This is a genomic window from Arthrobacter sp. SPT-J7 (assembly GCF_059089965.1).
Window position 1 is genome coordinate 295,047 of sequence record NZ_JBNHFF010000003.1, and the last position, 22,270, is coordinate 317,316.

A 22,270-nucleotide genomic window follows, 5' to 3' on the forward strand; every position below is an offset into this window, starting at 1 on the left:
CGAAGAGGCCCACAGCCCGCGCCGCGAAACCTCCGGTGCCCGGCAAGCCCAAGGTAGGCTTGGCACAATCACCAAGATGCGACAGGAGAGCTGATGGTCAATACGGTGCACCTGCGCACGCTGCTGGAAGTGACCCGGCGCGGCTCGTTTGCGGCGGCGGCCGCCAATCTGGGCTATACAGCCTCGGCGGTCTCCCAGCAGATGTCCGCTCTGGAGCGCGAAACGGGCGCCAAGCTGTTCGAGCGGTCCGCTCGCAGCGTCCAGCCGACCGAAACAGCACTGGTGATGTCCCGGCACGCGGCCAAGGTGCTGACGGACATCGATGCCCTGCTGGCTGCCACTGCCCGCAGCCAGGACACCAGCACGCAGGAGATCCGGCTGGGCATCTTCCCCAGCCTGGCCACGTATGTACTCCCCCGCCTGCTGCAAGCGCCCGAATGGCCGGGCCTGGGGATCAATCTCAAAGTATCCGTCGCCGAGCCAGGCCAGACGATCCAAGGGCTTCGGGCCGGCGGCGGACTCGACGTCGCCCTGGTCTTCCAAGTGGGCCAAGGCGGCTTGGCCTGGCCCAACACCGTGAGCCGGCAGTGGATCGGCGACGACAACTTCCGCGTGGTCCTGCCCGCCTCGTGGGGCATCCGTCCCGGCGCCTCGGTGACAGCCTCGCAGCTGGCCGAGATGCCGTGGATCATGCACCACCCCGGCACGGCGGACGCCACGGTGATTGAGCGGCTCTTTGCCAGCTGCAACCTGCATCCCCGCGTGGTGGCCTACTGCGACGACTTCAATGCCAGCCTGGCCATGGCCGGGGCCGGGCTGGGTGCGGCGCTGGTCCCGGAGCTGGCCATGTACAACGGACCGGACGGGATTGTGGTGTTGGACGTCCCGGAAATCCGCTTGGCCCGAAACATTTTCGCGCTGTTGATCAACGACAGGCAGAACGCGCAGCTGGGCCTGTTCATGGACCAACTGTCCGTGATCCTGCGCGATATGAGCATCACTACCCGGCGCGCCTGAAGGAACGCCTGCCGCGCAGGCGCCGGGCACCGCCGTCGTTATGATGCAGCACCCCTTAAACCGCAAGCGCCGCCGGTTCCCGCGCTGAACGGGATCCGGCGGCGCCGCGCTGGTCAGTTGGTGGCCGGCTGCCTTACTTAGTCAGACCGTCCACGTACTCCTGGTTTTCGCCGATCCACTTTTCCACGACGGGGCCGTAGTCGTCGGTATCAGCCTCATTGAACATGGCGTTCTCCAGCGAGTACAGGGTCTCGGAGTCCATCTTGAAGTTCTTCAGCCACCCGGCCAGGGTCGGGAAGTCCTCCGCGAAGCTGGTACTGGAGTAGGCGTAGATGCCCTCGGCGTCGCCGAGCGTTCCCTCGGGATCTTCCAGATCCTTCAGCGGGAAGGCATCGTAGGCCCAGTGCGGGCGCCACAGGGTGACGGCAATATTCTCACCGGCGGCGGTGGCCGACTTCAGCTCGGAGAGCATGGCGGGCGTCGAGGAGGTCAGGTACTCCATCTTGTCCAGGCCGTACGTCGGGATGACGTTCTTGGTGGTGGCCTCGGTCAGGCCGGCCCCGGGCTCGATGCCTACCAGACGGTTGTCGAACTTGTCGGCGTTGGCCGCGAGGTCCTTGAGCGAATCGATCGGCGCGTCCTCGTTCACCGCGATGGTCAGCTTGGCCTCGTCGTTCCACTGCCCCAGCTCGGTGATCTTGTCGCCGTATTCCTCCAGATAGCTGGCGTGCGTGACCGGCAGCCAGGTATCCAGCGTCAGGTCGTAGTCGCCGGTAGACAGACCCGCAAAAACCGGGGCCGGGTCGGCATATTCCAGCGTGACCTTGTAGCCCTTCTCCTCCAGGATGGCCTTCCACAGTTCCGACGCGGCGATGCCCTCATCCCAGCCGTTGAAGACCGCGATGGTGACGTCCTGCTTATCCCCGTTGTCCAGACCGCTGGTTGCCTGGCCGCCGGTCTCGCCGCCACCGCCGCCACACGCCGTCAGCCCGAGGGCTGCGACGGCGGCCAGGGCCGCGAGCTTGCTGTAATGCTTCATGTTGTTCCTTTCGTTATGCCCGCTGTGGGCACGTTGATTGGTCTAAAAGCCACAGGTGTCAGGCGTTCTGCATGCTTTGCTTCGCCCGCCGGCCGGCGCGCTGGCGCTGTCCGGGTTGGGAGGCCTTGCCCACGCTGGCGGTCACGCGGTCCAGGAAGATGGCCAGGATGACCACGGCCAGTCCGGCTTCGAAACCTAGGCCGGCGTCGATCCGGTTCAGGCTGGCAACCACTTCGCCGCCCAGCCCGCCGGCGCCGACCATGCCGGCGATAACCACCATCGACAGGGCCAGCATGATCACCTGGTTGATGCCGGCCATGATCGTTGGCATCGCCAGCGGCAGCTGGATTTTGCGCAGGATGCTGCCGGGACTGGAGCCGAAGGCGTAGCCTGCCTCCACCACTTCCTTGTCCACGCCGCGGATGCCCAGCTCGGTGAACCGCACGCCGGGTGCCATCGAGAAGATGATGGTCGCGATGATGCCCGGCACCACGCCCACCCGGAACATCACCAGGGCCGGAATCAGGTACACCATGGCGGGCATGGTCTGCATGAAATCCAGGATCGGCCTGATGATCGCCGAGGCCGTGGCAGACCTGGCGGCCAGGATGCCGGCCGGGACGCTGAGCGCGATCGCCACTACCGTGGCCACAATGACCAGCGCGAACGACTCCATCGCGTGCTCCCACTGGTTGACCCCGACGATCAGCAGGAAGCCGACCGCGGTGCCCAGCGCCAGCTTCCAGCCTCTGGCCGCGTAGGCGATGGCGGCGAACACGATGATCATCACCCAGGAAGGAGGGGTGATGAGCAGCCACTCCAGGCTGTCGTAGGCGCCGAGGAAGACGGTGCGGATGAAGGAAAAGACGGCGGCGAAGGTGGCCAGCAGCCAGTCGAGGCCGACGTCGACCCAGTCACCCAGTGGGATGCGGAATTCCAGGTCCATTAGCGGTTTCCTCCTTCGGCCGACGTCTTGTTGCCCGCCGACGTCCGGTTGAGCGTCCGGGTGATTTCTTGTTCGGGGATCGGCGCCGGGGCGCTCTCGACGATCGGAAGGTCGGTGGTGCTGGAGGGTACGTTGCCAAGCGCAGCCAGCAGCGTCACCCGGGGTATCGCGCCCACCAACCGACCCTCGGCGTCGACCACCGGCAGCGGAATGGGACTCTCCACCGCCAGTCCAAAAAGTTCCGAGAGCGGGGTTTCGGCACGAACCGGCCCGTTGCCGTTGCGCACGGCGGCGGTCAGGTCGGGCGCCCGTGATTCGACCAGTTGCATCACGTCGCGGTCGCGCACCGTGCCGAAGAAGGTCCGGCGCCGGTCCACCACGAAGGCTGCGGACGTCTGCAGGTCGCGCATGGTGCGCAGCGCGTTGCGCGGACCTCCGGAGAGATTGACGACGGCGCGGGCCGGCTCCATCACGGAGCCTGCGGTCAACACCCGGGTCCGGTCCACGTCCTGGACGAACTTCGCCACGTAGTCGTTCGCGGGGTGGGTCAGGATGTCGTCGGGGGTGCCGATCTGCACAATCCGGCCGTCCCGCATCACGGCGATCCGGTCTCCCAAAAACATGGCCTCGTTCAGATCGTGGGTGATGAAGACAATGGTCTTGCCCAGATCCGCTTGCAGCGCGACCAACTGCTCCTGCATTTCGCGGCGGATCAGCGGGTCCAGGGCAGAGAAGGCCTCGTCCATCAGCAGGATGTCGGTTTCCGCGCACAGCGCCCGGGCCAGCCCGACGCGCTGCTGCATGCCGCCGGAGAGTTCGGCCGGGAACTTGTCGCCCCAGCCTTCCAGCCCCACCAGCTTCAGCACCTTGTCTGCGCGGGCCAACCGCTCAGCCTTGGCCACGCCCTGAACCTCGAGGGCATAGGCAGCGTTGTCCGCCACGGTGCGGTGGGGCATCAGCGCAAAGTGCTGGAAGACCATCGAAATCTTTTGTTGCCGGACTTTCCGAAGCTCTCCGTCGGAGATCGTTGAAATATCCGTCCCGCCGACCACCACGCTGCCCGCGGTCTGCGGCTGGAGGCCGTTGAGGGTGCGGATCAGCGTTGACTTCCCGGAGCCGGAAAGTCCCATCACGACGAAGATTTCGCCGGCCCGAACATCGAACGACGCGTCGATCACCGCGGCAGTGCCCAGCGCGGAGACTTCCTCGCGCGTCTTCCCGGCCTGCAGGCGCTTGACGGCTTCGGCCGGTCGCTTGCCGAAGACCTTGTAGACATTCTGTACGCTCAGTGCAATTTGTTCGTTCACTACGGCCCATCTACGCTGCCGCGCCCCCAGGAGCAGGCAGTTTGGCAACGATTGGTGCTTGGTCTTTGCGGACAAATACACGCGTCAAACTGATAAAGCTCCTGGGTTGCCGCGGTCGCGGCGCCCAGAACGACGGTTTCGCCGAAGCGATGACGGGAGCTCCCCCAACCGCCAGTTCGACGTCCAGCACATGTGGACTCTGCCACGGATCTGCATGGCCTTGGCCACATGCTGTTCGTATTACTGGTTGTACGTCCCCACCGTAACAATCCGTTATTCACTGTGAGCTGAATATCGGACGGAAATCGGTAAAGTCATTGCAGGCTAGCAGCGCTTTGGCCCCGAAATCCCGCGGCTGCCAAGGAGTTATGTCATCGTGACCAGCGGCGCACCAAACTGGCTGGTTTCGCAAGCAGATGCGTCCTGCGCAACAGATTCTGCCCGACGAGTCGTGGCTGATCCCGGTTCGACCGGAAAGCCCGCTTGGCAAGTGACGCCGGGGGTGTCACGCTCGACACACGCGAGGAGGTCGCGCACAGCGAACTAAGGAGAAGCATGACGTTCGACGTTTCCGCCCTACGCACAGAGTTCCCGTCTCTGACATCGGGACTGGCGCATTTTGACGGCCCCGGAGGCACGCAAACGCCGGCCGTGGTGGGACAGGCGATTGCCCGCACCTTGACCGGTCCGTTGTCCAACCGCGGCACATTGGTCGCCAGTGAACTCAACGCCGAGAACGCCGTCGCAGGTTTCCGTACCGCCGTAGCCGACCTGCTTGGCGCCTCGCCCGAGGGGATCGTCTACGGGCGCAGCGCCACCCAGATCGCCTACGACTTCTCCCGCACGCTGGCCAAAACCTGGACACCTGATGACCAGATCGTCGTCTCCGGGCTCGACCACGACTCCAACATCCGGCCCTGGCTCCAGGCCGCCCAGACGGTCGGTGCCACCGTCCGCTGGATTCCGTTGGATCCTGCCACCGCGGAACTTGACCTGTCCGCCGTCGACGAGATCATCAATGAGCGCACCCGCCTGGTCGCCGTCACTGCCGCTTCCAACCTGCTGGGCACCAAGCCCCCCGTCGCACGAATCGCGGCGCGCGCGCACGAAGTCGGTGCCCTCGTCTATGTCGATGGCGTCCATTACACCGCCCACGCCGCAGTCGACATCAAGGCACTGGGAGCGGACTTCTTCACCTGTTCGCCGTATAAATTCTTCGGACCGCACTGCGCCGCCCTCGCCGCCGACCCCGATCTGCTGGAAACCCTGACACCCGACAAGCTGCTCCCGTCGACCAACAACGTCCCCGAGCGGTTCGAGCTCGGCACCTTGCCCTACGAGATCATGAACGGCACGACCGCGGCCGTGGACTTCATCGCCGGCCTCGCGCCGGGCGACGGCCCACGCCGCGAACGGCTCATTGCCGCCCACCACCTCATCGAGCAGCACGAAGTGCGGCTACGTCAGCGCATCGAAGAAGGTATCGCCGGTCTCGGGGACCGCATCACCGTCCACTCGACCGCCGCTGATCGCACCCCGACACTGTTTTTCACCTTCCGCGACAAGGACGCCACCAAGGCCGCCCAGTTCCTTGCAGACCGCGCCATCCTCGCTCCTGCCGGCAGCTTCTACGCCCACGAGCCCTTCCAGGCGCTCCAACTCTCCGTCGATGCCGGCATGCGCGTCGGACTCGCCCCCTACAACGACGACACTGAGATCGACCGGCTTATTTCGGCGCTGTCGGACTTCCTCTAAGGACGGTCCACCAGACAAAAGAAAACACCCCGGTCCGAGGACCGGGGTGTTGACGGTGAGCGAAACATCCGTGAAGGATGTCTTACTCAGTTCCCAAGTGGAGCTGAGGGGACTCGAACCCCTGACCCCCTGCATGCCATGCAGGTGCGCTACCAGCTGCGCCACAGCCCCTTGGAATGGAAGTATGCCCACGCGTCGCGTGTATTCCACAGCGTGAATATCACTGAACGTGTCTTCACGAGTGGAGCTGAGGGGACTCGAACCCCTGACCCCCTGCATGCCATGCAGGTGCGCTACCAGCTGCGCCACAGCCCCGTTATCCTTGCGGATTCCGTGCCGCTTCCTTCGAAGCAACTTGAATATTCTATGCAGACACCGGCACGGATTCCAAATCAGCAGACCGCCCCCCGGAACGTGCCACCGGCGCCGCGCAGGGCGGAACCAAGCGGCAGGTGCCACGCTCCGCCTCGGCTACTCAGTCCCCGTGGGCGCCGGCTTATCGTCCAACTGCAGGTCGATGGGCGGGCAATCCTTCCACAACCGTTCCAAGGCGTAGAAGACCCGGTCTTCCTGGTGCTGCACGTGGATGACTACCCCGGCGTAGTCCAGCAGTACCCAGCGGCCTTCGGAGCGCCCTTCCCTGCGGACCGGACGCAGGTCCTGCTTGTGCAGTTCCTCTTCGATGCCGTCGACGATCGCGTTGACTTGCCGCTCGGTCGGCGCAGAGGCGATGAGGAACACATCGGTGATGGCCAGCCGCTCACTGACGTCGATGGCGACGATGTCTTCGGCGATTTTGTCGCTGGCTGCCTTGGCGGCGGTACGCGCGATGGCGATAGAGCTTTCGAGTGCGGTCATGTGTCTCCTTGAATGTTAACCAGCTATTGATTGGCGGCTTCAGCCGCCGAAAAGTCCCAGCATCATGGCGATACCCGCTGCGAAGGCGGCGGCGCCAAGCACCAGAGCGGAACCGACCGCAAGCCGCATCCGGTGGGCGCGGGCCAGCCCTGCGGTCCGGGCGTCCAGTGGATCAAGTCCGTGGGCGCTGGTGGCCTTCAGCGGGTGGATGGCAGTGCCGCGTCCTCCAGCCAGCGCTTCTGCTTCGGCCAGGATCTTCGACCGTGGTGCAGCACCGTTTGTCTGGGCTGCCCGGGGTGCGGGGTTCTCTTCCCGCAGCGCAGGAACAGCCTGGGTGGCGGCGGAAGCTTCAGTCTTCGTGGCCTGCCCGGACGGCCGCCGCCGTGCCGGGACCGGTTCCCGGGCAGGAGCCGGCCGGGCAGGAGCCGGCCGGGCAGGAGCCGGCTGGGCCGGAGCCTTCGACACCGGCGTCGTCACCACAGGAACATAGGACGTCGAGGACGGCCGGAGCACATGCTGGTCGGAACCCGGGACGGCCACAAACTCCATCGGCGACGACACAATGTCCGCGACCGGTCGATCCGAGGCCGAGTGCCGGCGCTGTTCGTTCTCGTCGCTCAGCCGCTTCTTGTCAGCAGCCCGTCGATTGAGGACTGCGGCACGCTCGGCCAGAGCCTTCTGCTGTGCCAGCAGTTCCAAGTCCACCTCATGTGGAGACTGTTCCTGCCTGGACTCCATCGTGGCGACCATGTTCTTGGCCTGGCCCATCAGCAGGTCGCGGGCGGCCAAGGCCTGCTCCACGCTCATCTCGCCGGCGTCGACTGCCTCGCGGCCGGCGGCGGAAAGCAGGTGATCCTGCCCGTCGCCCGGCGGCTGGACCGGTTGCCGGCCGGTGTCGCCGTTGCGCCGGGCGCGGCGGCCGCCTTCGATCGGCGGACGCTGCGGCTGATACGGAGCATCGGCCGGAGCAGCCGAGGTGCGGGCCCGGCCGTCGGCCGGCTTGGCCGAGGTGTTGGAAGAGTCGGCCGAGGTGCTGGAAGGGCCGGTCGGCTTGGCCGAGGTGCTGGAAGGGTCGGCAGCCGGAGCGCCGGTGCCACCGGACCGGCCGCCCGCCGGCTGGGTACGGTCAGGGCCAACAACCGGGGTGTCCGGGGCAAGCCCGCGGTTTTCACGCTGCAATTGCTGTTGGCGCAACTGGCGCCGGGTCGGCACCTGTTCGCTCTCCGGCGCGGGGATCTGCGGCAGCGCGGCGGTCAGGGTCTTGAGCGCACGGCGTGCCTCACGCTCGCGGGCTCGGGTCTGCGAGGTCCGTTCGCCCTGGCGTTCGCGGGAAGCTGCGGGAGTTGCTCCCCCGCCGTCGACCGGGGCGCTTGCGTGGGCATCCGGTTTCTGCGGGACGATCCCGGAGGCAGACTCCGGGCCCGTACCGGCGCCGTCGCGCTGCCTCCGGATGTCCCGGCGGCTGGGCGGCGGCTGGGATTGATTGCTCATGCTTTGCTGATCACCCAGTAGTAAACGACTAATTTCATTGGCTCGGTTCAAGTTGGCTCGTCACCGCGGCACCGTGCGACGAGTGCCGGTAGAGACCGTACTTGGCTATGTACTGTACTACGCCGTCCGGAACCAAGTACCAAACGGGCTGGTCCTCGGCCACGCGCTCCCGGCAGTCCGTGGAGGAAATGGCCATGGCCGGAACCTCCAGCAGGCTGACGTCCTTGCGGCCCAGGTTGTGCAGTTCGTGCCCGGGCCGGGTCACGCCAACGAAGTGGGCCAGCGACCACAGCTCGTCGATGTCCTTCCAGGACATGATCTGCGCCAGCGCGTCCGCGCCGGTGATGAAGAACAGTTCCGCGTCGGGACGCGCCGCGCGCAGGTCCCGCAGCGTATCAATGGTGTAGGTCAGCCCAGGCCGTTCGATGTCCACCCGGCTGACCGTGAACCGCGGGTTTGACGCCGTGGCGATCACTGTCATCAGGTACCGGTGTTCGGCCGGGCTGACGTCGCGCCCGGTCTTCTGCCACGGCTGGCCGGTGGGCACAAAGACCACCTCGTCCAGGCCAAACACGGACGCTACCTCGCTGGCTGCCACCAAGTGGCCATGGTGGATCGGATCAAACGTTCCGCCCATGACGCCAAGCCGAAGCTTGCGCCCCGGGTAAGTGAGGTGCAGTGCTCCGGCTTGCGGGGCTTTGACAGGCAGCGCGGGCACGAACGGCTAGTGGCGCGGTGCGGCTTGGCCGTGGTCGTGCTTGTTCGGGAACTGGCGGTGCGGGTCCACCTGCTCCTCGACCGCCGAGTGGCGCTGACCAACGCTGGTAAAAGCGATTGTGGCAAACATCAGGAGCACGAACAGCGTCATGAATCCGACGCCGACGGCCCATGCGGGGACCGGAAGTTCGACGTGGGCGGCTTCGCTAGCCACGAGTGCGGCGTCGAGGACCTGAGACAGCATGATTCTCCCTTGATGTTTTTCAGTCCGGCCGCGCTCAGGCGGACGGGATATGGCTTCCTACCCATGGTACGCGTTCCGCCAGCGGAACCGTGATTCAGCCCCGAGCGGTGCCGGCTGGCTACAGGTTCAGTCGCGGACCTGGCCGTCGCCCTGGACAATCCATTTGGTGGTGGTCAGCTCGCGCAGCCCCATCGGCCCGCGGGCATGCATCTTTTGGGTGGAAATACCCACCTCCGCACCCAGGCCCAGTTCGCCGCCGTCGGTAAAGCGGGTGGACGCGTTGACAATCACTGCCGCCGAATCGATCTCGGCGATGAACCGCTCCGCGTTGCGCAGGTCGTTGGTAATGATCGCCTCGGTGTGTCCCGTGGTCCAGGCCCGGATGTGCCGCAGTGCGTCGTCCATCGAGTCCACCATGCCCACCGCCAGGTCCAGGTCCATGTACTCGCGGGCCCAATCATCGTCCGTGGCGGTTGTGGCCTCGACGCCGGACGGCAGGATGCCGGCCACCCGCTGGTCCACGTGCAGCCGCACCCCCGCGCCGGACAGGGCAGCGAGGACGTCGGCCGTGGCGGCCGCATCGCGGTGCACCAGCAGGGTCTCCACCGTGTTGCATACCGACGGCCGCTGCGTCTTGGCGTTGAGCAGGATGTCCACGGCCATCTCCGTGCCCGCCGACTCGTCCAGGAAGATATGGACGTTGCCTTCGCCGGTCTCGATCACCGGGACCTTCGCGTTGGTGACCACGGACTGGATCAGGTCGCGGCCGCCGCGCGGAATCAGCACGTCCACCAGCCCGCGCGCCTGCATCAGGGCGTTGGCGCCGTCGCGGCCGTAGTCGTCCACGCTTTGCACCGCGTCGGCGGGCAGGCCCACCCGGTCCAGCGCGTCCCGGATGATGCCCAGCAGCGCAACGTTGGAGTGCCGGGCCGCGCTGCCGCCGCGCAGGATCACGGCGTTGCCGCTCTTGAGCGCCAGGCCGGCGATGTCCACGGTGACGTTCGGGCGGGCCTCGTAGATGGCGGCCACCACGCCCATCGGCACATGCACCTGGCGGAGCCGCAGTCCGTTCGGCAGGGTCTGCCCGCGCATCACGGTTCCCACCGGATCCGGCAGCGCGGCCAGGTTCTCCAGCGCCGCCGCCAGTCCGTCGATCCGCTTGGTGTCCAGCCTCAGCCGGTCCAGCAGCGCGGCGCTGGTGCCGTTCGCCTTGCCCTCGTCCAGGTCCTGGCGGTTGGCCTGCAGTACCACGTCCCGCTTGGCGACCAGTGACTCGGCGATCTCCCGCAGCGCCTTGTCCTTCCACGCCCGGTTGGCGCGTGCCATCCGGCGCGCAGCGTTCCGGGACCGGATGGCGATGGACTCAACGGCGGCGGCGGCATCCGGCTTCTGGCTGTCCTGGGACGTTTCGGCCGTGGACTGGGAAGAGGCTGTCTGGGTCATACTGCCGATTTTAGCCGGTGGGCCTAGCGAAGCACGACGACGAAGGTCACGTTACGCTTGCGCCCCCGGCCGGCGGGTGGTTCAGAGCACCACCAGATCGTCGACGTGGATGATTTCGCGTTCGTACTGCCGGCCCAGCGACGCCGCAAGTTCCTTGGTGGAGCGGCCGAGCATCCGCGGCAGTTCATAGGAGGAGAAGTTGACCAGTCCGCGCGCTACCACACGGCCGTCGCCGTCGGCCAGTTCCACCGGATCGCCCGGTTCGAAGTCGCCCTTGACCGAGACGATGCCGGCCGGCAGCAGCGAGCGGTGCTTGTCCCGCACGGCTTGCACGGCGCCGTCGTCGAGCACCAGCCGGCCCTGCACGGAGGCCAGATGCGCCAGCCACAGCAGCCGCGGCGGCCGGCGGGTGCCGCTGACCGCGAACCACGTTCCCACGTCGTCGCCGGCCAGCGCGCGGGCCGCGTTCGGCGTGGACGTGACCAGCGCCGGGATGCCCGAGCCGGCCGCGATTGCGGCGGCCTCGACCTTGGTCATCATGCCGCCGGTGCCGACGCCCGCGGCACCGCTGCGGCCAATGTTAACGCCGTCCAAATCCTCCGGCCCGGCCACCAGGGGAATCCGCTGCGCGCCGTCCTTGGGCGGACCGTCGTAGAGCGCATCGACGTCGGACAGCAGCAGCAGCGCGTCCGCCTTGACCAGGTGGGCCACCAGCGCGGCCAGCCGGTCGTTGTCGCCGAAGCGGATTTCGTGAGTGGCCACGGTGTCGTTCTCGTTGACCACGGGCACGACGCCGAGGTGCAGCAGCCGGTGCATGGCCCGGTAGGCGTTGGCATAGTGCTGGCGGCGCATCAGATCCTCGGCGGTCAGCAGCACCTGGCTGACCGTGATGCCGCGGGCGCCGAAGGCCTGCGTGTAGCGGGCCATCAGCAGGCCCTGGCCCACGCTCGCGGCGGCCTGTTGGGTGGCCAGGTCCCGCGGCCGGCGGCTGAGGCCCAGCGGGGCCAGTCCGGCGGAGATGGCACCGGAGGACACCAGGATGACTTCGGTGCCGGCGTTGCGGCGGGCCGCCAGCACTTCCACCAGAGACAGCAGCGCCTCTTCGGAGATGCCGCCGGCCACCGAGGTCAATGAGGACGAGCCGACCTTGACCACCAGACGCTCGGCCGTGGCCAGCAGCGTCCGGTCCGCCGCCGTCGCCGGCTCAGAGCTCATCGTCGTCGTCATGGTCTTCCTTCTCGGTCCAGACGCCTGACTTGCGCTCGGCTTCGAGCTCGGCGCGGGTGGCAGCCCGGGCCTCCTTGCGCTCCTGGTACTGCTCGCGCTTCTCCTCACGGGTGGGCCGGATGTATTCCATCAGGCGCAGGTCAGTGCCGCGCGGGGAGGACAGCAGCTCGGCGCCGGCCGCCATGGTCGGCTCCCAGTCGAAGACCACTGCGTCGTCCTCGCCGATCACCACGGTGTCTCCCGGGCGGGCACCCGACTTGAACAGCTGGTCTTCAACCCCAAGCTTGGCCAGCCGGTCGGAGAGGTAGCCCACCGCTTCGTCGTTGTTGAAGTCGGTCTGCTTGACCCAGCGTTCCGGCTTCTCGCCCAGCACCCGGAACAGCGGTTCCAGGTTCTTTTCTTCGCGGCGGATGATGAAACCACGGTTGTTCACCGACCGCGGGCGCAGCACGGCAGGTGCGACCTTCGGCGGGGCAGCCTTCACTTCGGCCCGCGCGGCGCTGACGATCTCGGCCATGGCAAAGCCCAACTGGCGCAGCCCCTCGTGGCTGGACGCCGACACTTCGAAGACGCGGTATCCGCGCTTTTCCAGCTCGGGCCGGACGAACTCGGCCATGTCGCGGCCGTCCGGCACATCTACCTTGTTCAGGGCCACCAGCTTGGGCCGCTGGTTCAGCGGGACCACATCGCCGTCGGCACCGGCGTAGCTCATGTCCACCGCGTACTGTTCCAGTTCGCGCTCGATGATCGCCAGGTCGGAGAGCGGGTCGCGGTCGGCTTCCAGAGCGGCGCAGTCCAGCACATGCACCAGCGCGGCGCAGCGCTCCACATGGCGCAGGAAGTTGTGGCCCAGGCCTTTACCCTCGCTGGCGCCTTCGATCAGTCCGGGCACGTCGGCGATGGTGAACCGGGTGTCCCCGGCCTGCACCACGCCAAGGTTCGGCACCAGCGTAGTGAACGGGTAGTCGGCGATCTTCGGCCGGGCCGCGGACATCGCCGCAATCAGGCTGGATTTGCCCGCGGAGGGGAAGCCGACCAGCGCCACATCGGCAATGGACTTCAACTCCAGGACGATGTCCCGCTCGTCGCCGGGAATGCCCAGCAGGGCAAACCCCGGGGCCTTGCGCTTGGCCGATGCCAGCGCGGAGTTGCCCAGGCCGCCCTGCCCACCGGCGGCGGCGACGAATTCGGTTCCCTCGCCCACCAGGTCGGCGAGCACGTCGCCGTTCTTGGTCTTGACTACTGTGCCGTCGGGCACGGGCAGCACCAACGTGGCGCCGTTCTTGCCGTCCCGCCAGTCGCCCATCCCGGGACCGCCGTTGGTGGCGTGCCGGTGCGGCGCATGGTGGTAGTCCAGCAGTGTGGTGGTCTGGGAGTCCACGCGCAGGATGACGTCGCCGCCATTGCCGCCGTTGCCGCCGTCGGGGCCGCCCAAGGGCTTGAATTTCTCGCGCTTGACGGAGACGCAACCGTGGCCACCGGATCCGCCGGATACATGCAGGACTACCCGGTCAACGAATGTTGCCACGTGATCGATCTCCTCTTTGCCGATGGGCCAGAACTGAAACGGCCCACCAGTGATTCTAGTCGGGTTAAAACACCAGTGAGGCGGACCGTCGGCCCGCCTCACTGGAAAGCTGTTTACTGCTGGAGGTTACTCCGCAGCGGCAGCCACGATGTTTACGACGCGGCGTCCGCGGCGCGTGCCGAACTCAACGGCGCCGGCCTCGAGGGCGAACAGCGTGTCGTCGCCGCCACGGCCGACGTTGGCGCCGGGGTGGAAGTGGGTACCGCGCTGGCGGACGATGATCTCGCCGGCGGAAACTACCTGGCCACCGAAGCGCTTGACGCCAAGGCGCTGTGCGTTGGAATCGCGACCATTGCGAGTGGAGCTCGCACCCTTCTTATGTGCCATTTGTTTTGCCTACCTTTGTGTCTGAAGGAACGTTTGAAAAGTCAGCGGACCGCTTAGGCGATTCCGGTGACCTTGACCTTGGTCAGTGCAGAGCGGTAGCCCTGGCGCTTCTTGTAGCCGGTCTTGTTCTTGTACTTCTGGATGACAATCTTCGGACCGCGGAGATTCTCGACGATCTCGGCCGTTACCTTGACGTTGGCCAGGGCATCGGCTGCGGAGGTGACCTTGTCGCCGTCGACCAGGAGCAGAGCAGGCAGCTCGATGGTGCTACCGGCCTCGCCGGGGACGCGGTCAAGGGTCACGAGGTCTCCAACGGAAACCTTTTCTTGGCGGCCGCCGGCGCGGACAATCGCGTACACCACTTGGGAACTCACTTCTCTAGACGTTTATTACAGTTGTTGCTCGAATACGCAGGCACGCTATGACGGCCTGGAAAGCACTGTGCATCCGCGCCTGCGGGTGGAAACCCTTCGAAGGCGTACGCACCGAAGATCTAGATTACGCTATTGCGGCTATTCGCCGCAAACCAGCGGCTCCGGGAGTGCCGGAGGGGCTGTGCGTGATCCTTACCTGGCGCGAGCGGACGGGAATCCGCTCGGGCGCACCTAGTAATACTACTGCCGCCAGACCCAGACGCGTGCATTTCCGCTCCGCGACACGGCGGGCAACAGACCTTTTGCCGCCCAGACGCAGCACAGGCCGCGGACCCGAGGAGTCCGCGGCCTGTGCTGATGCAAGTTGCTATAGCTCCGAGGCGGGCACTCCCACACCCAGCACCAGCGGAGCGGCAGCTTCTGTCTTTCCGGCTGCCGCCTCGGCCAAGGCGGGCGCGGCCGGTGCGGACGCGGCGTGCCGGTGGCCGCCGTCGTTCTCCGGGGAAGTGGACACATCCACGGTCTCCACCGGAGCGTCGGCTGCCCCCTGCGGGCTGCTGGCAGCACGACGGCGGCGCGGCTTGCGGACCGGGGTGGTCGCCGCAGCCTGCGGCGCGGGCTCCGGCTGGGCCTGCCCCGCCGCCACCGGCGGCTCGACGGCCTGGGAACGGCCTGCGGCGGCCGGCTCCGGAGCGGCTGCAGGGGCGGCCGGCTCCGGTTTCTCCACCGGCTTCTCAACCGACTGCTCAACCGGCTTCTCCACCGGGGCAACCTTGTTGAAGGCTTCGGTCAGGCTTTCCAAGGTCAGCGACGGTTCTTCCCGGGCAGCCACCGGAGCGGACGTGGCGCGCGGGATGGCCACGGTTTCGCCGTTGATGTTCAGCACTCCGGCTCCGGATTCCTCGGCGCCGGTCGCCGCGGGGGAAGCGGCGGCCGCAGCGATGCCGGAATCGTCGGCACGGCGCGAGCGGCGCTTGCGTCCGGAGACAGCAGGCTGGCCCTGTGCCGGGGCGTTTCCACCGACGGCGTCGGGCTTGCGTGCGGAGGCGGCAGCGGCGGCTGCTTCGCCGTCGTGCTGCTTCGCCTTGGCAGCCTCAGGGTGCTCTTCCGCCTCGTGGGCGGCGTGGGCTGCGGCGGCGATGTTGGCCAGTGCCGCGCGGGCGGCCTCGGCCTTGGCCTTGCGCTCGGCCTCGTCGTCCTGCCCCACGACAGCCGGGGCCTCGACGGTCTGCTCCGGCTGGCCCTGGCCGCGGCTGCGGCGCTTCTCGCTGCGCGACTGCCGTTCCGAGCGCTTCTCGATCCGGACCTGGTGGTGCTCGGTAGCGGCGCCGGTGCGGCGGTGTTCAACCGGTTCGTCATGGGTGATCACGCCGCGGCCGGCGCAGTGCTCGCACTGCTCGCCGAAGACTTCCAGCAGCCCGGTGCCCATCCGCTTGCGGGTCATCTGCACAAGGCCCAGCGAGGTCACCTCGGCCACCTGGTGCTTGGTGCGGTCGCGGCCTAGGCACTCGACCAGCCGACGCAGCACCAGATCCCGGTTGGATTCCAGCACCATGTCGATGAAGTCGATGACGATAATGCCGCCGATGTCCCGCAGCCGCAGCTGGCGGACCACTTCTTCGGCAGCTTCCAGGTTGTTCTTGGTGACGGTTTCTTCGAGGTTGCCGCCGGAGCCGGTGAACTTGCCGGTGTTGACGTCCACCACGGTCATCGCCTCGGTGCGGTCGATCACCAGCGATCCGCCGGACGGCAGGAACACCTTGCGGTCCAGTGCCTTGTGGATCTGCTCGTCCAGCCGCTGGGCGGCAAAGATGTCAGTCTCCGACGTCCACTTCTCCAGCCGGTCCACCAGGTCCGGGGCCACGTAGGTGACGTAGGCCTCGATGGTGTCCCAGGCTTCCTCGCCGGAAACCACCAGCTTGGAGAAGTCCTCGTTGAACACGTCGCGGACCACCTTGATGGTCAGGTCCGGCTCCGCGTAGAGCATTTCCGGTGCCAGCGTCTTGGTGGAGCCGGCACGCGATTCGATGCCTTCCCACTGCGCGCGCAGCCGGTTGATGTCGTTCATCAGCTCTTGTTCGCTGGCGCCTTCGGCCGCGGTGCGCACAATCACGCCGGCGCCGTCCGGAACATGTTCCTTCAGGATCTTCTTCAGCCGGTTGCGTTCCACGTCCGGAAGCTTGCGGGAGATGCCGGTCATCGAACCGCCCGGCACGTAGACCAGGAAGCGGCCCGGCAGCGAGATCTGGCTGGTCAGCCGGGCGCCCTTGTGGCCCACCGGGTCCTTGGTTACCTGGACCAGCACGGAGTCGCCGGACTTCAACGCCAGCTCGATCCGGCGCGGCTGTCCGTCCAGGTGGGCGGCGTCCCAGTTGACCTCGCCGGCGTAGAGCACGGCGTTGCGCCCGCGGCCGATATCAATGAAGGCCGCTTCCATGCTGGGCAGCACGTTCTGCACCTTGCCCAGGTAAACGTTGCCGATCAGCGAGTCCTGCTGCGTCTTGGACACGAAATGCTCCGCGAGCACGCCGTCTTCGAGCACGCCGATCTGGATCCTGTCGTCGCGCTGGCGAACCACCATCTGCCGGTCCACGGATTCGCGGCGGGCCAGGAACTCGGCCTCGGTGATCACCTGGCGGCGGCGGCCGGACTCGCGGGATTCGCGGCGGCGCTGCTTCTTGGCCTCCAGCCGGGTGGAGCCCTTGACCGATGCCACCTTGTTGCTGGGTGCGGTTTCGGCCACCGGGCGCGGCGCCCGAACCCGGGTGACCGTGTTGGGCGGATCATCCTCCGAGCCGCCGGTCAGTTCCAGATCGGCGTCGCCGCGGCGCCTACGGCGGCGGCGGCGCGACGTCACGCCGTCGGTCTCCCCCGCCGTGCTGTCTTCTGCGGTGTCGGCGGCCTCGTCGTTCCCTTCCGTTCCGCCCGTCTCGGCGTTGCCGGCCTCGACCTCGGCACGGTTGCGGGTGCGGCCGCGGCGGTTCCGGCGGCTGCGCCGGTGCCCGCCGTCTTCGTCTTCCTCCTCCGAGTCCGCTGCCACGGCCGGTTCCTGCTTGGCGGCGGCGACGGCGGACAGATCCGGTGCGTGGAAGAGCAGGGATACCGGCGACGACGGAATGGTGAACGGATCGTGCCCGGCCTCCGCTGCGTCGGTAGTTTCTGCCGTTGTTTCTTCGGCCTGCTCCGCTTCGGCGGCAGGCTTGGCTGCGGCTTCGGCTGCGGGGCCAACCTGCTCCGCGGCGGCTTCCCCTGCTTCCGGGGCGGCGGAGGCCGTGGCTTTGGTGGAACGACGGCGGCGGGAGGGTCCCTTAGCGGGCTGCTCGCCCGCTGCCTCGGTGCCGGCGGCCGGCTCGGTGGTAGCGGCCGGCTCGGTGGTGGCCTCGGCACCGGAAGCGGTCGCTTCCGCGGCCACGGGCTCCTGCCCGCCGGCCGGGGCTTCGCCTTCGGCGGTGGTCAGTTCGGCTGCGGCAGCCTCGGTGCCCTGCGCCGCGGTGCTGCGGCGGGTCCGAGTGGTAGAGGCAGTACGCGTGGTTCCGGCAGTACGACGGCGGCCGGCCGGCTTTTCGGCCGACTCCTCCGCACCTTCGGCTTCCAGGATGCCGTCGGCATTGACGGGCTGCTCAACCGGCTGCTCGGCACGGCTGCGGCGCTTGCGGACCGGCTTGCCCGCAGCTTCGCCATCAACCTGGGTCTCGGTCTGCCCGTTAGCCGGGTCCAGGACACCATCCGGAGCGGCTCCGCCGGCAGAATCGGCCTGCTCCCCGGCCGGCTGAGCGTCGGCACCTTCCTGCAGCGCGGCTTCCTGTGCTGCTGCTTCGGCAGCCTTCTGGGCGGCAGTCTTGCGCGGCTGGCGGGTTCTGGTCTTGGCGGCGGGAGCCGCTTCGGCAACCGGGGCGGCAACGGGCTCGGCGGCGCTAGCGGCAGCAGTCAGCGTTTCCGCGGCAGACCCAGTTTCCGCAGCGGCAGCCGCTTGCGGCTGGGCATTCTGGGTGGCCGCGGCCTCCGCGGCCTTCTCGGCAGCGGTCTTGCGCGGCCGGCGCGTCCGGGTGGTGGCTGCCGGTGCTTGTTCTTCCGGCTGGCTGCCGGCCGTGACCAGCCCGTCCAATTGGTCTCCTGCGGGAGACACATCGGGACCGGGTGCAGCGGCGGAGGCACCGCCGTCGTTGGTGGAATCAGCGGGCGCGGAGGGCAGTTGAACGTCCAACTGGTCCTGCGGCGGTGCGGACACAGCGGGTTTGCGGCGGGGCCGCGGCGGTTTTTTGGCTGTTCCCTCGGGCAACTCGGCCGGAGTGGAGGTAGCGGGCATTACCTGTTCATTGTCCATTTATAGTTATGCTCCAACCCTTGCGGCACCGGCCACATCCCGGTGCCCTCGGGGGCATGTAGCCGGGTATCCGGGTGCCTTGGGCTGCCCGTCACCGAAAGTCGTCTTGGTATCACCCGAGCTCGCGCCATCACGTGGGGCGCGGCACACCCGGGGACCAGCGGCGCTTTTCCGTCTGCCGTAACGTTCTCTTCACCGGCAGGGCCGCCTGGCGGATTCCCAGCGCCCATCCGGATTGATGGGCTGCTTATTCGGGAAGCATCGCCGACGGACCTGGAAGCCTGTCGCTGGACCAATAGCAGCATGTGGGGCCGCTATCAGCCACGATCATTCTCTCACACCGGGTCCGTTTTGGTGAGTATTAGCTGATCGCTCCGGCGTAGAATCGAGCCAATTGCCCCCGAGCTCGAGGAACACGGTGCATACCGACGCGCAACGCTCCACATCCCTGGCCGCTACCGCCTCCGGACACCGTCCGGACAGCGAGGTTCCCGGCATTGCCCGGGAAAAACCATTCGCCTGGTTGTTGCTGGCTACCGGTGTGTTCGGCTGGATCATGTCCGGCATCCTGGTGCTCGAGCGGCTGGCCACCTACGCAGATCCGGGCCATGTGACCAGTTGCGACATCAACCCGTGGGTCTCCTGCGGCAAGGTGTTCCAGCACTGGCAGGCCTCGCTCTTCGGCTTCCCGAACCCGCTGATCGGCATCGTCGCCTTTGCCGTTCCGATCACGACGGCGGTGGCGATCCTTGCCGGGGCACGGTTCCACCGCTGGTTTTGGATTGGACTGCAAAGCGGCGTCACATTGGGCTTCATCTTCGTCGTCTGGCTGTGGAGCCAGGCGCTCTACGACATCCACATCCTGTGCCTGTACTGCATGGGAGTGTGGGCTGCGATGATCCCGATGATGGCCCACACCACGGCGCGGAACCTGGCGCATGGAGTCATCAAGGCGCCCGCAGGTGTGGTCCGGTTCGCCGGTAGTTGGGCCTGGACCATCACGGCGCTGCTGTGGATCGTGGCCGCCGGAACCATTTTCCTGGCGTTCCTCGAAGCCTTCCTGGGCTGACCAGCTCACGCACCGTCTTAAACGCACAGAGGCCGCGTCCCGTCCAGGGTCGCGGCCTCTGTGCGTTGCGCAGGCTAAGAGAACCAGATGCCGATCTCGCGCTCGGCGGACTCCGGCGAGTCCGAACCGTGGACCAGGTTCTGCTGCACCTTCACGCCCCAGTCGCGGCCGAAGTCGCCGCGGATCGTGCCGGGAGCGGCAGTGGTGGGGTCGGTGGTTCCGGCCAAGGACCGGAAGCCTTCGATCACCCGGTGCCCCTCGAACACGGCGGCGGCAACCGGGCCGGAGAGCATGAACTCGACCAGCGGCTCGTAGAACGGCTTGCCCACGTGCTCCTCGTAGTGCTTTTCCAGCAGCTCGCGGGTGGCCTCCACCAGCTTCAGTTCAACCAGGGTGTAACCCTTGGCCTCGATGCGGGCCAAGATGCTGCCGGTGAGACCGCGGGACACCCCGTCGGGCTTGACCAGTACCAGTGTGCGTTCAACGCTCACAATTTCTCCTCTTGCTTCACGATTAGCTCCAAAAACCCCGTTTCATCCTACGGGACGGGCCGGGAGTGCCCGGTTTGGGGCGGAATTTGCCGTCCTTCGCTGGGCGGCGCCTGGCTCCGCCGGGCAACGCGGGTCAGCGCCGCCGTCGCCGTGGGCAGGCGCGCCGCTATACCGGGCGGCGCTTGGTTAGCGGCCGTCGCCGCCGGCAGCCCCTGCGTCCCCGGTCTCCCCTGGTGCCCCGGTTCCCCCTGCTTCCGCGCCGTGCTCGCGTTCCCAGGCCGCCTGCTCCGCATCGCGCTGCGCGTTCTCGCGGTCCAGCCGGCCACCGGTGCGTACCGCGTACCACCAGGACAGGGCGAACAGCACCCCGACGACGAACATCACCGGTTCGACGATCCCACTGGCGATCAGCAGCACTTGCAGTCCCCAGCCGATGGCGTAGCCGGACGGGCGGCGCAGCAGCGCGCAGCACAGCACCAGCACGGCGCTCAGGCCGATCCCGAGTCCCAGGATCAGCGCCGGCGGCACCTCGTCGCGGTAGAGCCCGAACACCACCAGCGTGGCGAAGAAGGCCACAAAGGCTTCCAGCAGCAGCACGGTGGAGGCGAACATGGTCTTGATCGAGCGCCGTTTCTTGGGCGCGTCCGGACGCCATTCACGCTGGGCTTTGGTCAGTTTGGCCATGGATCTTGTTACTTTCCTAGCAGGATTCGGGCGTCGGCCACCAGGGTGATGGACCCGGTGATCAGTACGCCGCCGGAGAGGTCGTTGTTTGCTTCGGCCCGGCCGACGGCCCATTCGATGGCATCGTCCAGCCGGGGAGCAATGTGGACGGCATCTTCCGGGAAGCCGGCGGCCATAGCGTCCTCGGCCAACTGCTCGGCCGGAATGGCACGGGGCGAGTTGGACGTGGTGACGCAGATTTCGTCGGTCAGGTCGATGAGCTGCTCGCGCAACTGCTGGAGCAGGCCGACGGCGTCCTTTTCCTGCAGCACGCCGACCACCGGGACCAGCGTGGTGAAGTTGAACGCCTCCAGGATGGCCTGTGCACTGGCCTTCATCCCGTCAGGGTTGTGGGCGGCGTCCACAATGATGGTGGGCGCAGTCCGGACCACTTCCAGCCGGCCCGGCGAGGTGACCTCCAGGAACGCCTCGCGGAGCACGTCGACGTTGAGCTCTTTCTTCCCGCCGCCAAGGAACGCCTCCAGCGCGGCCACGGCCACGGCGGCGTTTTGGGCCTGGTGCGCACCGTGCAGCGGCAGCAGCAGGTCCTCGTAGCGGCCGGCCAGCCCGTTGATGGTCAACTGCTGGCCGCCGACCGCCACCATGCGCGACTCGACGCCGAATTCCACGCCCTCGAAGCGGAACGGCACCTGCAGGTCCCGAGCCTGTTCGAGCAGCACCTCGGCTGCGTCCAGCGGCTGGGCGGCGCTGATCAGGAAGCCGCCGCTCTTGATGATGCCGGCCTTCTCCCGGGCGATGTCCGCGGTGGTGTCCCCCAGCAGGTCCGTGTGGTCCAGCGAGATCGGGGTGATCACCGAGACCTGGCCGTCCACCACGTTGGTGGCGTCGGTGATGCCGCCCAGGCCGACCTCCACCACTGCCACTTCCACCGGCTCGTCGGCGAAGATCGCGATGGCGAGGATGGTCACGCACTCGAAGTAGGTCAGCCGCGGTTCGCCCTCGGCGTTCAGTTCCTTGTCCACGATGTCCAAGTACGGCCGGATCTCGTCCCAGACCCGCACAAACGTCTCGTCCGCGACGGGCTCGCCGTCAATGCTGATCCGTTCGGTGACCTTGGACAGGTGCGGGCTGGTGTACCGGCCGGTGCGCAGTCCGTGGGCGCGCAGGCCTGCCTCAATGATCCGGGCCGTGGACGTCTTGCCGTTGGTCCCGGTCAGGTGGATGCTGGCGAACGCCTTGTTGGGTTCGCCCAGGATGTCCATCGCACGGAACAGCGGTTCCATCCGCGGTTCCATCTTGTTTTCCGGGGCGCGGCCCAGCAGTTCCGCGTAGACGCTCTCAACGCCGAATTCATCACTCATGGTCGGTG

The 22,270-nt window shown here is 67.2% G+C and carries 19 protein-coding genes and 2 tRNA genes; 3 read left to right on the forward strand and 18 right to left on the reverse strand.

Going from position 1 to position 22,270, the window contains the following annotated elements; all coding sequences use genetic code 11:
- Positions 1–93 precede the first annotated feature (93 nt).
- Entirely contained in the window at positions 94–1,017 is a 924-nt protein-coding gene (locus AC5RWX_RS06820; protein WP_493941037.1) for a LysR family transcriptional regulator, read from the forward strand.
- Positions 1,018–1,150: 133 nt separating this feature from the next.
- Here the strand turns inward: AC5RWX_RS06820 and AC5RWX_RS06825 are convergent, their stop codons facing one another.
- The 3 genes from AC5RWX_RS06825 to AC5RWX_RS06835 are packed head-to-tail and all read right to left on the reverse strand — an operon-like array spanning position 1,151 to position 4,309.
- Positions 1,151–2,056 carry a glycine betaine ABC transporter substrate-binding protein gene (locus AC5RWX_RS06825; RefSeq protein ID WP_494097088.1) on the reverse strand — a complete coding sequence of 302 codons (906 nt, stop codon included), beginning with the start codon at positions 2,054–2,056 and terminating at the stop codon, positions 1,151–1,153.
- Positions 2,057–2,114: 58 nt separating this feature from the next.
- Positions 2,115–3,002, reverse strand: coding sequence for an ABC transporter permease (locus tag AC5RWX_RS06830; RefSeq protein WP_494062239.1), 888 nt, complete (start codon positions 3,000–3,002; stop codon positions 2,115–2,117).
- Positions 3,002–4,309, reverse strand: coding sequence for a quaternary amine ABC transporter ATP-binding protein (locus AC5RWX_RS06835; RefSeq protein ID WP_493943256.1), 1,308 nt, complete (start codon positions 4,307–4,309; stop codon positions 3,002–3,004). The genes AC5RWX_RS06830 and AC5RWX_RS06835 overlap by 1 nt, the downstream gene beginning before the upstream one ends.
- A gap of 555 nt (positions 4,310–4,864) precedes the next feature.
- Here AC5RWX_RS06835 and AC5RWX_RS06840 point away from each other — a divergent pair.
- Positions 4,865–6,064 carry a cysteine desulfurase-like protein gene (locus tag AC5RWX_RS06840; protein WP_494097089.1) on the forward strand — a complete coding sequence of 400 codons (1,200 nt, stop codon included), beginning with the start codon at positions 4,865–4,867 and terminating at the stop codon, positions 6,062–6,064.
- Between the two features lie 98 nt (positions 6,065–6,162).
- On the opposite strand, the gene AC5RWX_RS06845 is transcribed toward AC5RWX_RS06840, so the two are convergent.
- From AC5RWX_RS06845 to AC5RWX_RS06900, 12 genes are all read right to left on the reverse strand, one after another.
- A tRNA-Ala gene (locus AC5RWX_RS06845) sits at positions 6,163–6,235 on the reverse strand.
- Between the two features lie 71 nt (positions 6,236–6,306).
- Positions 6,307–6,379: transfer RNA gene (locus tag AC5RWX_RS06850), tRNA-Ala, on the reverse strand.
- A 156-nt stretch (positions 6,380–6,535) separates the two neighbouring features.
- Complete coding sequence (gene rsfS / locus AC5RWX_RS06855) at positions 6,536–6,922, reverse strand: ribosome silencing factor (RefSeq protein ID WP_493941042.1); 387 nt, start codon at positions 6,920–6,922, stop codon at positions 6,536–6,538.
- 39 nt (positions 6,923–6,961) lie between these two features.
- Positions 6,962–8,413, reverse strand: coding sequence for a hypothetical protein (locus AC5RWX_RS06860; protein WP_494097090.1), 1,452 nt, complete (start codon positions 8,411–8,413; stop codon positions 6,962–6,964).
- 34 nt (positions 8,414–8,447) lie between these two features.
- The gene (nadD, locus tag AC5RWX_RS06865) at positions 8,448–9,092 is read right to left on the reverse strand and encodes a nicotinate-nucleotide adenylyltransferase (RefSeq protein WP_493941058.1); all 645 of its coding nucleotides are present in this window, start codon (positions 9,090–9,092) and stop codon (positions 8,448–8,450) included.
- A 45-nt stretch (positions 9,093–9,137) separates the two neighbouring features.
- Entirely contained in the window at positions 9,138–9,374 is a 237-nt protein-coding gene (locus tag AC5RWX_RS06870; RefSeq protein WP_493957714.1) for a hypothetical protein, read from the reverse strand.
- Between the two features lie 126 nt (positions 9,375–9,500).
- Entirely contained in the window at positions 9,501–10,817 is a 1,317-nt protein-coding gene (locus tag AC5RWX_RS06875; RefSeq protein ID WP_494097091.1) for a glutamate-5-semialdehyde dehydrogenase, read from the reverse strand.
- Positions 10,818–10,898: 81 nt separating this feature from the next.
- Complete coding sequence (gene proB, locus AC5RWX_RS06880) at positions 10,899–12,044, reverse strand: glutamate 5-kinase (RefSeq protein WP_494097092.1); 1,146 nt, start codon at positions 12,042–12,044, stop codon at positions 10,899–10,901.
- Positions 12,022–13,572: a GTPase ObgE gene (gene obgE, locus AC5RWX_RS06885; protein WP_494062244.1), complete on the reverse strand. Its 1,551-nt coding sequence runs from the start codon at positions 13,570–13,572 to the stop codon at positions 12,022–12,024. Before obgE ends, proB begins: the two co-directional genes overlap by 23 nt.
- Positions 13,573–13,698: 126 nt before the next feature.
- The gene (gene rpmA / locus AC5RWX_RS06890; protein ID WP_136785451.1) at positions 13,699–13,959 is read right to left on the reverse strand and encodes a 50S ribosomal protein L27; all 261 of its coding nucleotides are present in this window, start codon (positions 13,957–13,959) and stop codon (positions 13,699–13,701) included.
- 53 nt (positions 13,960–14,012) lie between these two features.
- Positions 14,013–14,321, reverse strand: a complete 309-nt coding sequence (gene rplU, locus AC5RWX_RS06895; RefSeq protein ID WP_136785500.1) for a 50S ribosomal protein L21 — start codon at positions 14,319–14,321, stop codon at positions 14,013–14,015.
- Between the two features lie 379 nt (positions 14,322–14,700).
- Positions 14,701–18,657, reverse strand: coding sequence for an Rne/Rng family ribonuclease (locus AC5RWX_RS06900; protein ID WP_494097093.1), 3,957 nt, complete (start codon positions 18,655–18,657; stop codon positions 14,701–14,703).
- A 418-nt stretch (positions 18,658–19,075) separates the two neighbouring features.
- On the opposite strand from AC5RWX_RS06900, the gene AC5RWX_RS06905 reads away from it, so the two are divergent.
- A complete protein-coding gene (locus AC5RWX_RS06905; RefSeq protein ID WP_494097094.1) occupies positions 19,076–19,726 on the forward strand; it encodes a vitamin K epoxide reductase family protein in 651 nt (216 codons plus the stop codon).
- Between the two features lie 74 nt (positions 19,727–19,800).
- Here AC5RWX_RS06905 and ndk read toward each other — a convergent pair whose 3' ends face one another.
- The 3 genes from ndk to AC5RWX_RS06920 all read right to left on the reverse strand — a co-directional run bounded on the left by ndk (position 19,801) and on the right by AC5RWX_RS06920 (position 22,262).
- Positions 19,801–20,217 (reverse strand): nucleoside-diphosphate kinase, encoded by a 417-nt coding sequence (gene ndk, locus AC5RWX_RS06910; RefSeq protein ID WP_493941050.1) that lies wholly within the window; start codon positions 20,215–20,217, stop codon positions 19,801–19,803.
- Positions 20,218–20,403: 186 nt separating this feature from the next.
- Positions 20,404–20,901 (reverse strand): DUF4233 domain-containing protein, encoded by a 498-nt coding sequence (locus AC5RWX_RS06915; protein WP_493941051.1) that lies wholly within the window; start codon positions 20,899–20,901, stop codon positions 20,404–20,406.
- A gap of 8 nt (positions 20,902–20,909) precedes the next feature.
- Positions 20,910–22,262 (reverse strand): bifunctional folylpolyglutamate synthase/dihydrofolate synthase, encoded by a 1,353-nt coding sequence (locus tag AC5RWX_RS06920; RefSeq protein WP_494097095.1) that lies wholly within the window; start codon positions 22,260–22,262, stop codon positions 20,910–20,912.
- Between the last annotated feature and the right edge of the window lie 8 nt (positions 22,263–22,270).

Bases quoted from the DNA above. Each gene is read 5' to 3' on its own strand.
- AC5RWX_RS06820 (WP_493941037.1), top strand. From the start codon at position 94: ATGGTCAATACGGTGCACCTGCGCACGCTGCTGGAAGTGACCCGGCGC.
- AC5RWX_RS06825 (WP_494097088.1), bottom strand. From the start codon at position 2,056: ATGAAGCATTACAGCAAGCTCGCGGCCCTGGCCGCCGTCGCAGCCCTC.
- AC5RWX_RS06830 (WP_494062239.1), bottom strand. From the start codon at position 3,002: ATGGACCTGGAATTCCGCATCCCACTGGGTGACTGGGTCGACGTCGGC.
- AC5RWX_RS06840 (WP_494097089.1), top strand. From the start codon at position 4,865: ATGACGTTCGACGTTTCCGCCCTACGCACAGAGTTCCCGTCTCTGACA.
- rsfS (WP_493941042.1), bottom strand. From the start codon at position 6,922: ATGACCGCACTCGAAAGCTCTATCGCCATCGCGCGTACCGCCGCCAAG.
- AC5RWX_RS06860 (WP_494097090.1), bottom strand. From the start codon at position 8,413: ATGAGCAATCAATCCCAGCCGCCGCCCAGCCGCCGGGACATCCGGAGG.
- AC5RWX_RS06870 (WP_493957714.1), bottom strand. From the start codon at position 9,374: ATGCTGTCTCAGGTCCTCGACGCCGCACTCGTGGCTAGCGAAGCCGCC.
- AC5RWX_RS06875 (WP_494097091.1), bottom strand. From the start codon at position 10,817: ATGACCCAGACAGCCTCTTCCCAGTCCACGGCCGAAACGTCCCAGGAC.
- proB (WP_494097092.1), bottom strand. From the start codon at position 12,044: ATGACGACGACGATGAGCTCTGAGCCGGCGACGGCGGCGGACCGGACG.
- rpmA (WP_136785451.1), bottom strand. From the start codon at position 13,959: ATGGCACATAAGAAGGGTGCGAGCTCCACTCGCAATGGTCGCGATTCC.
- AC5RWX_RS06900 (WP_494097093.1), bottom strand. From the start codon at position 18,657: ATGGACAATGAACAGGTAATGCCCGCTACCTCCACTCCGGCCGAGTTG.
- AC5RWX_RS06915 (WP_493941051.1), bottom strand. From the start codon at position 20,901: ATGGCCAAACTGACCAAAGCCCAGCGTGAATGGCGTCCGGACGCGCCC.
- AC5RWX_RS06920 (WP_494097095.1), bottom strand. From the start codon at position 22,262: ATGAGTGATGAATTCGGCGTTGAGAGCGTCTACGCGGAACTGCTGGGC.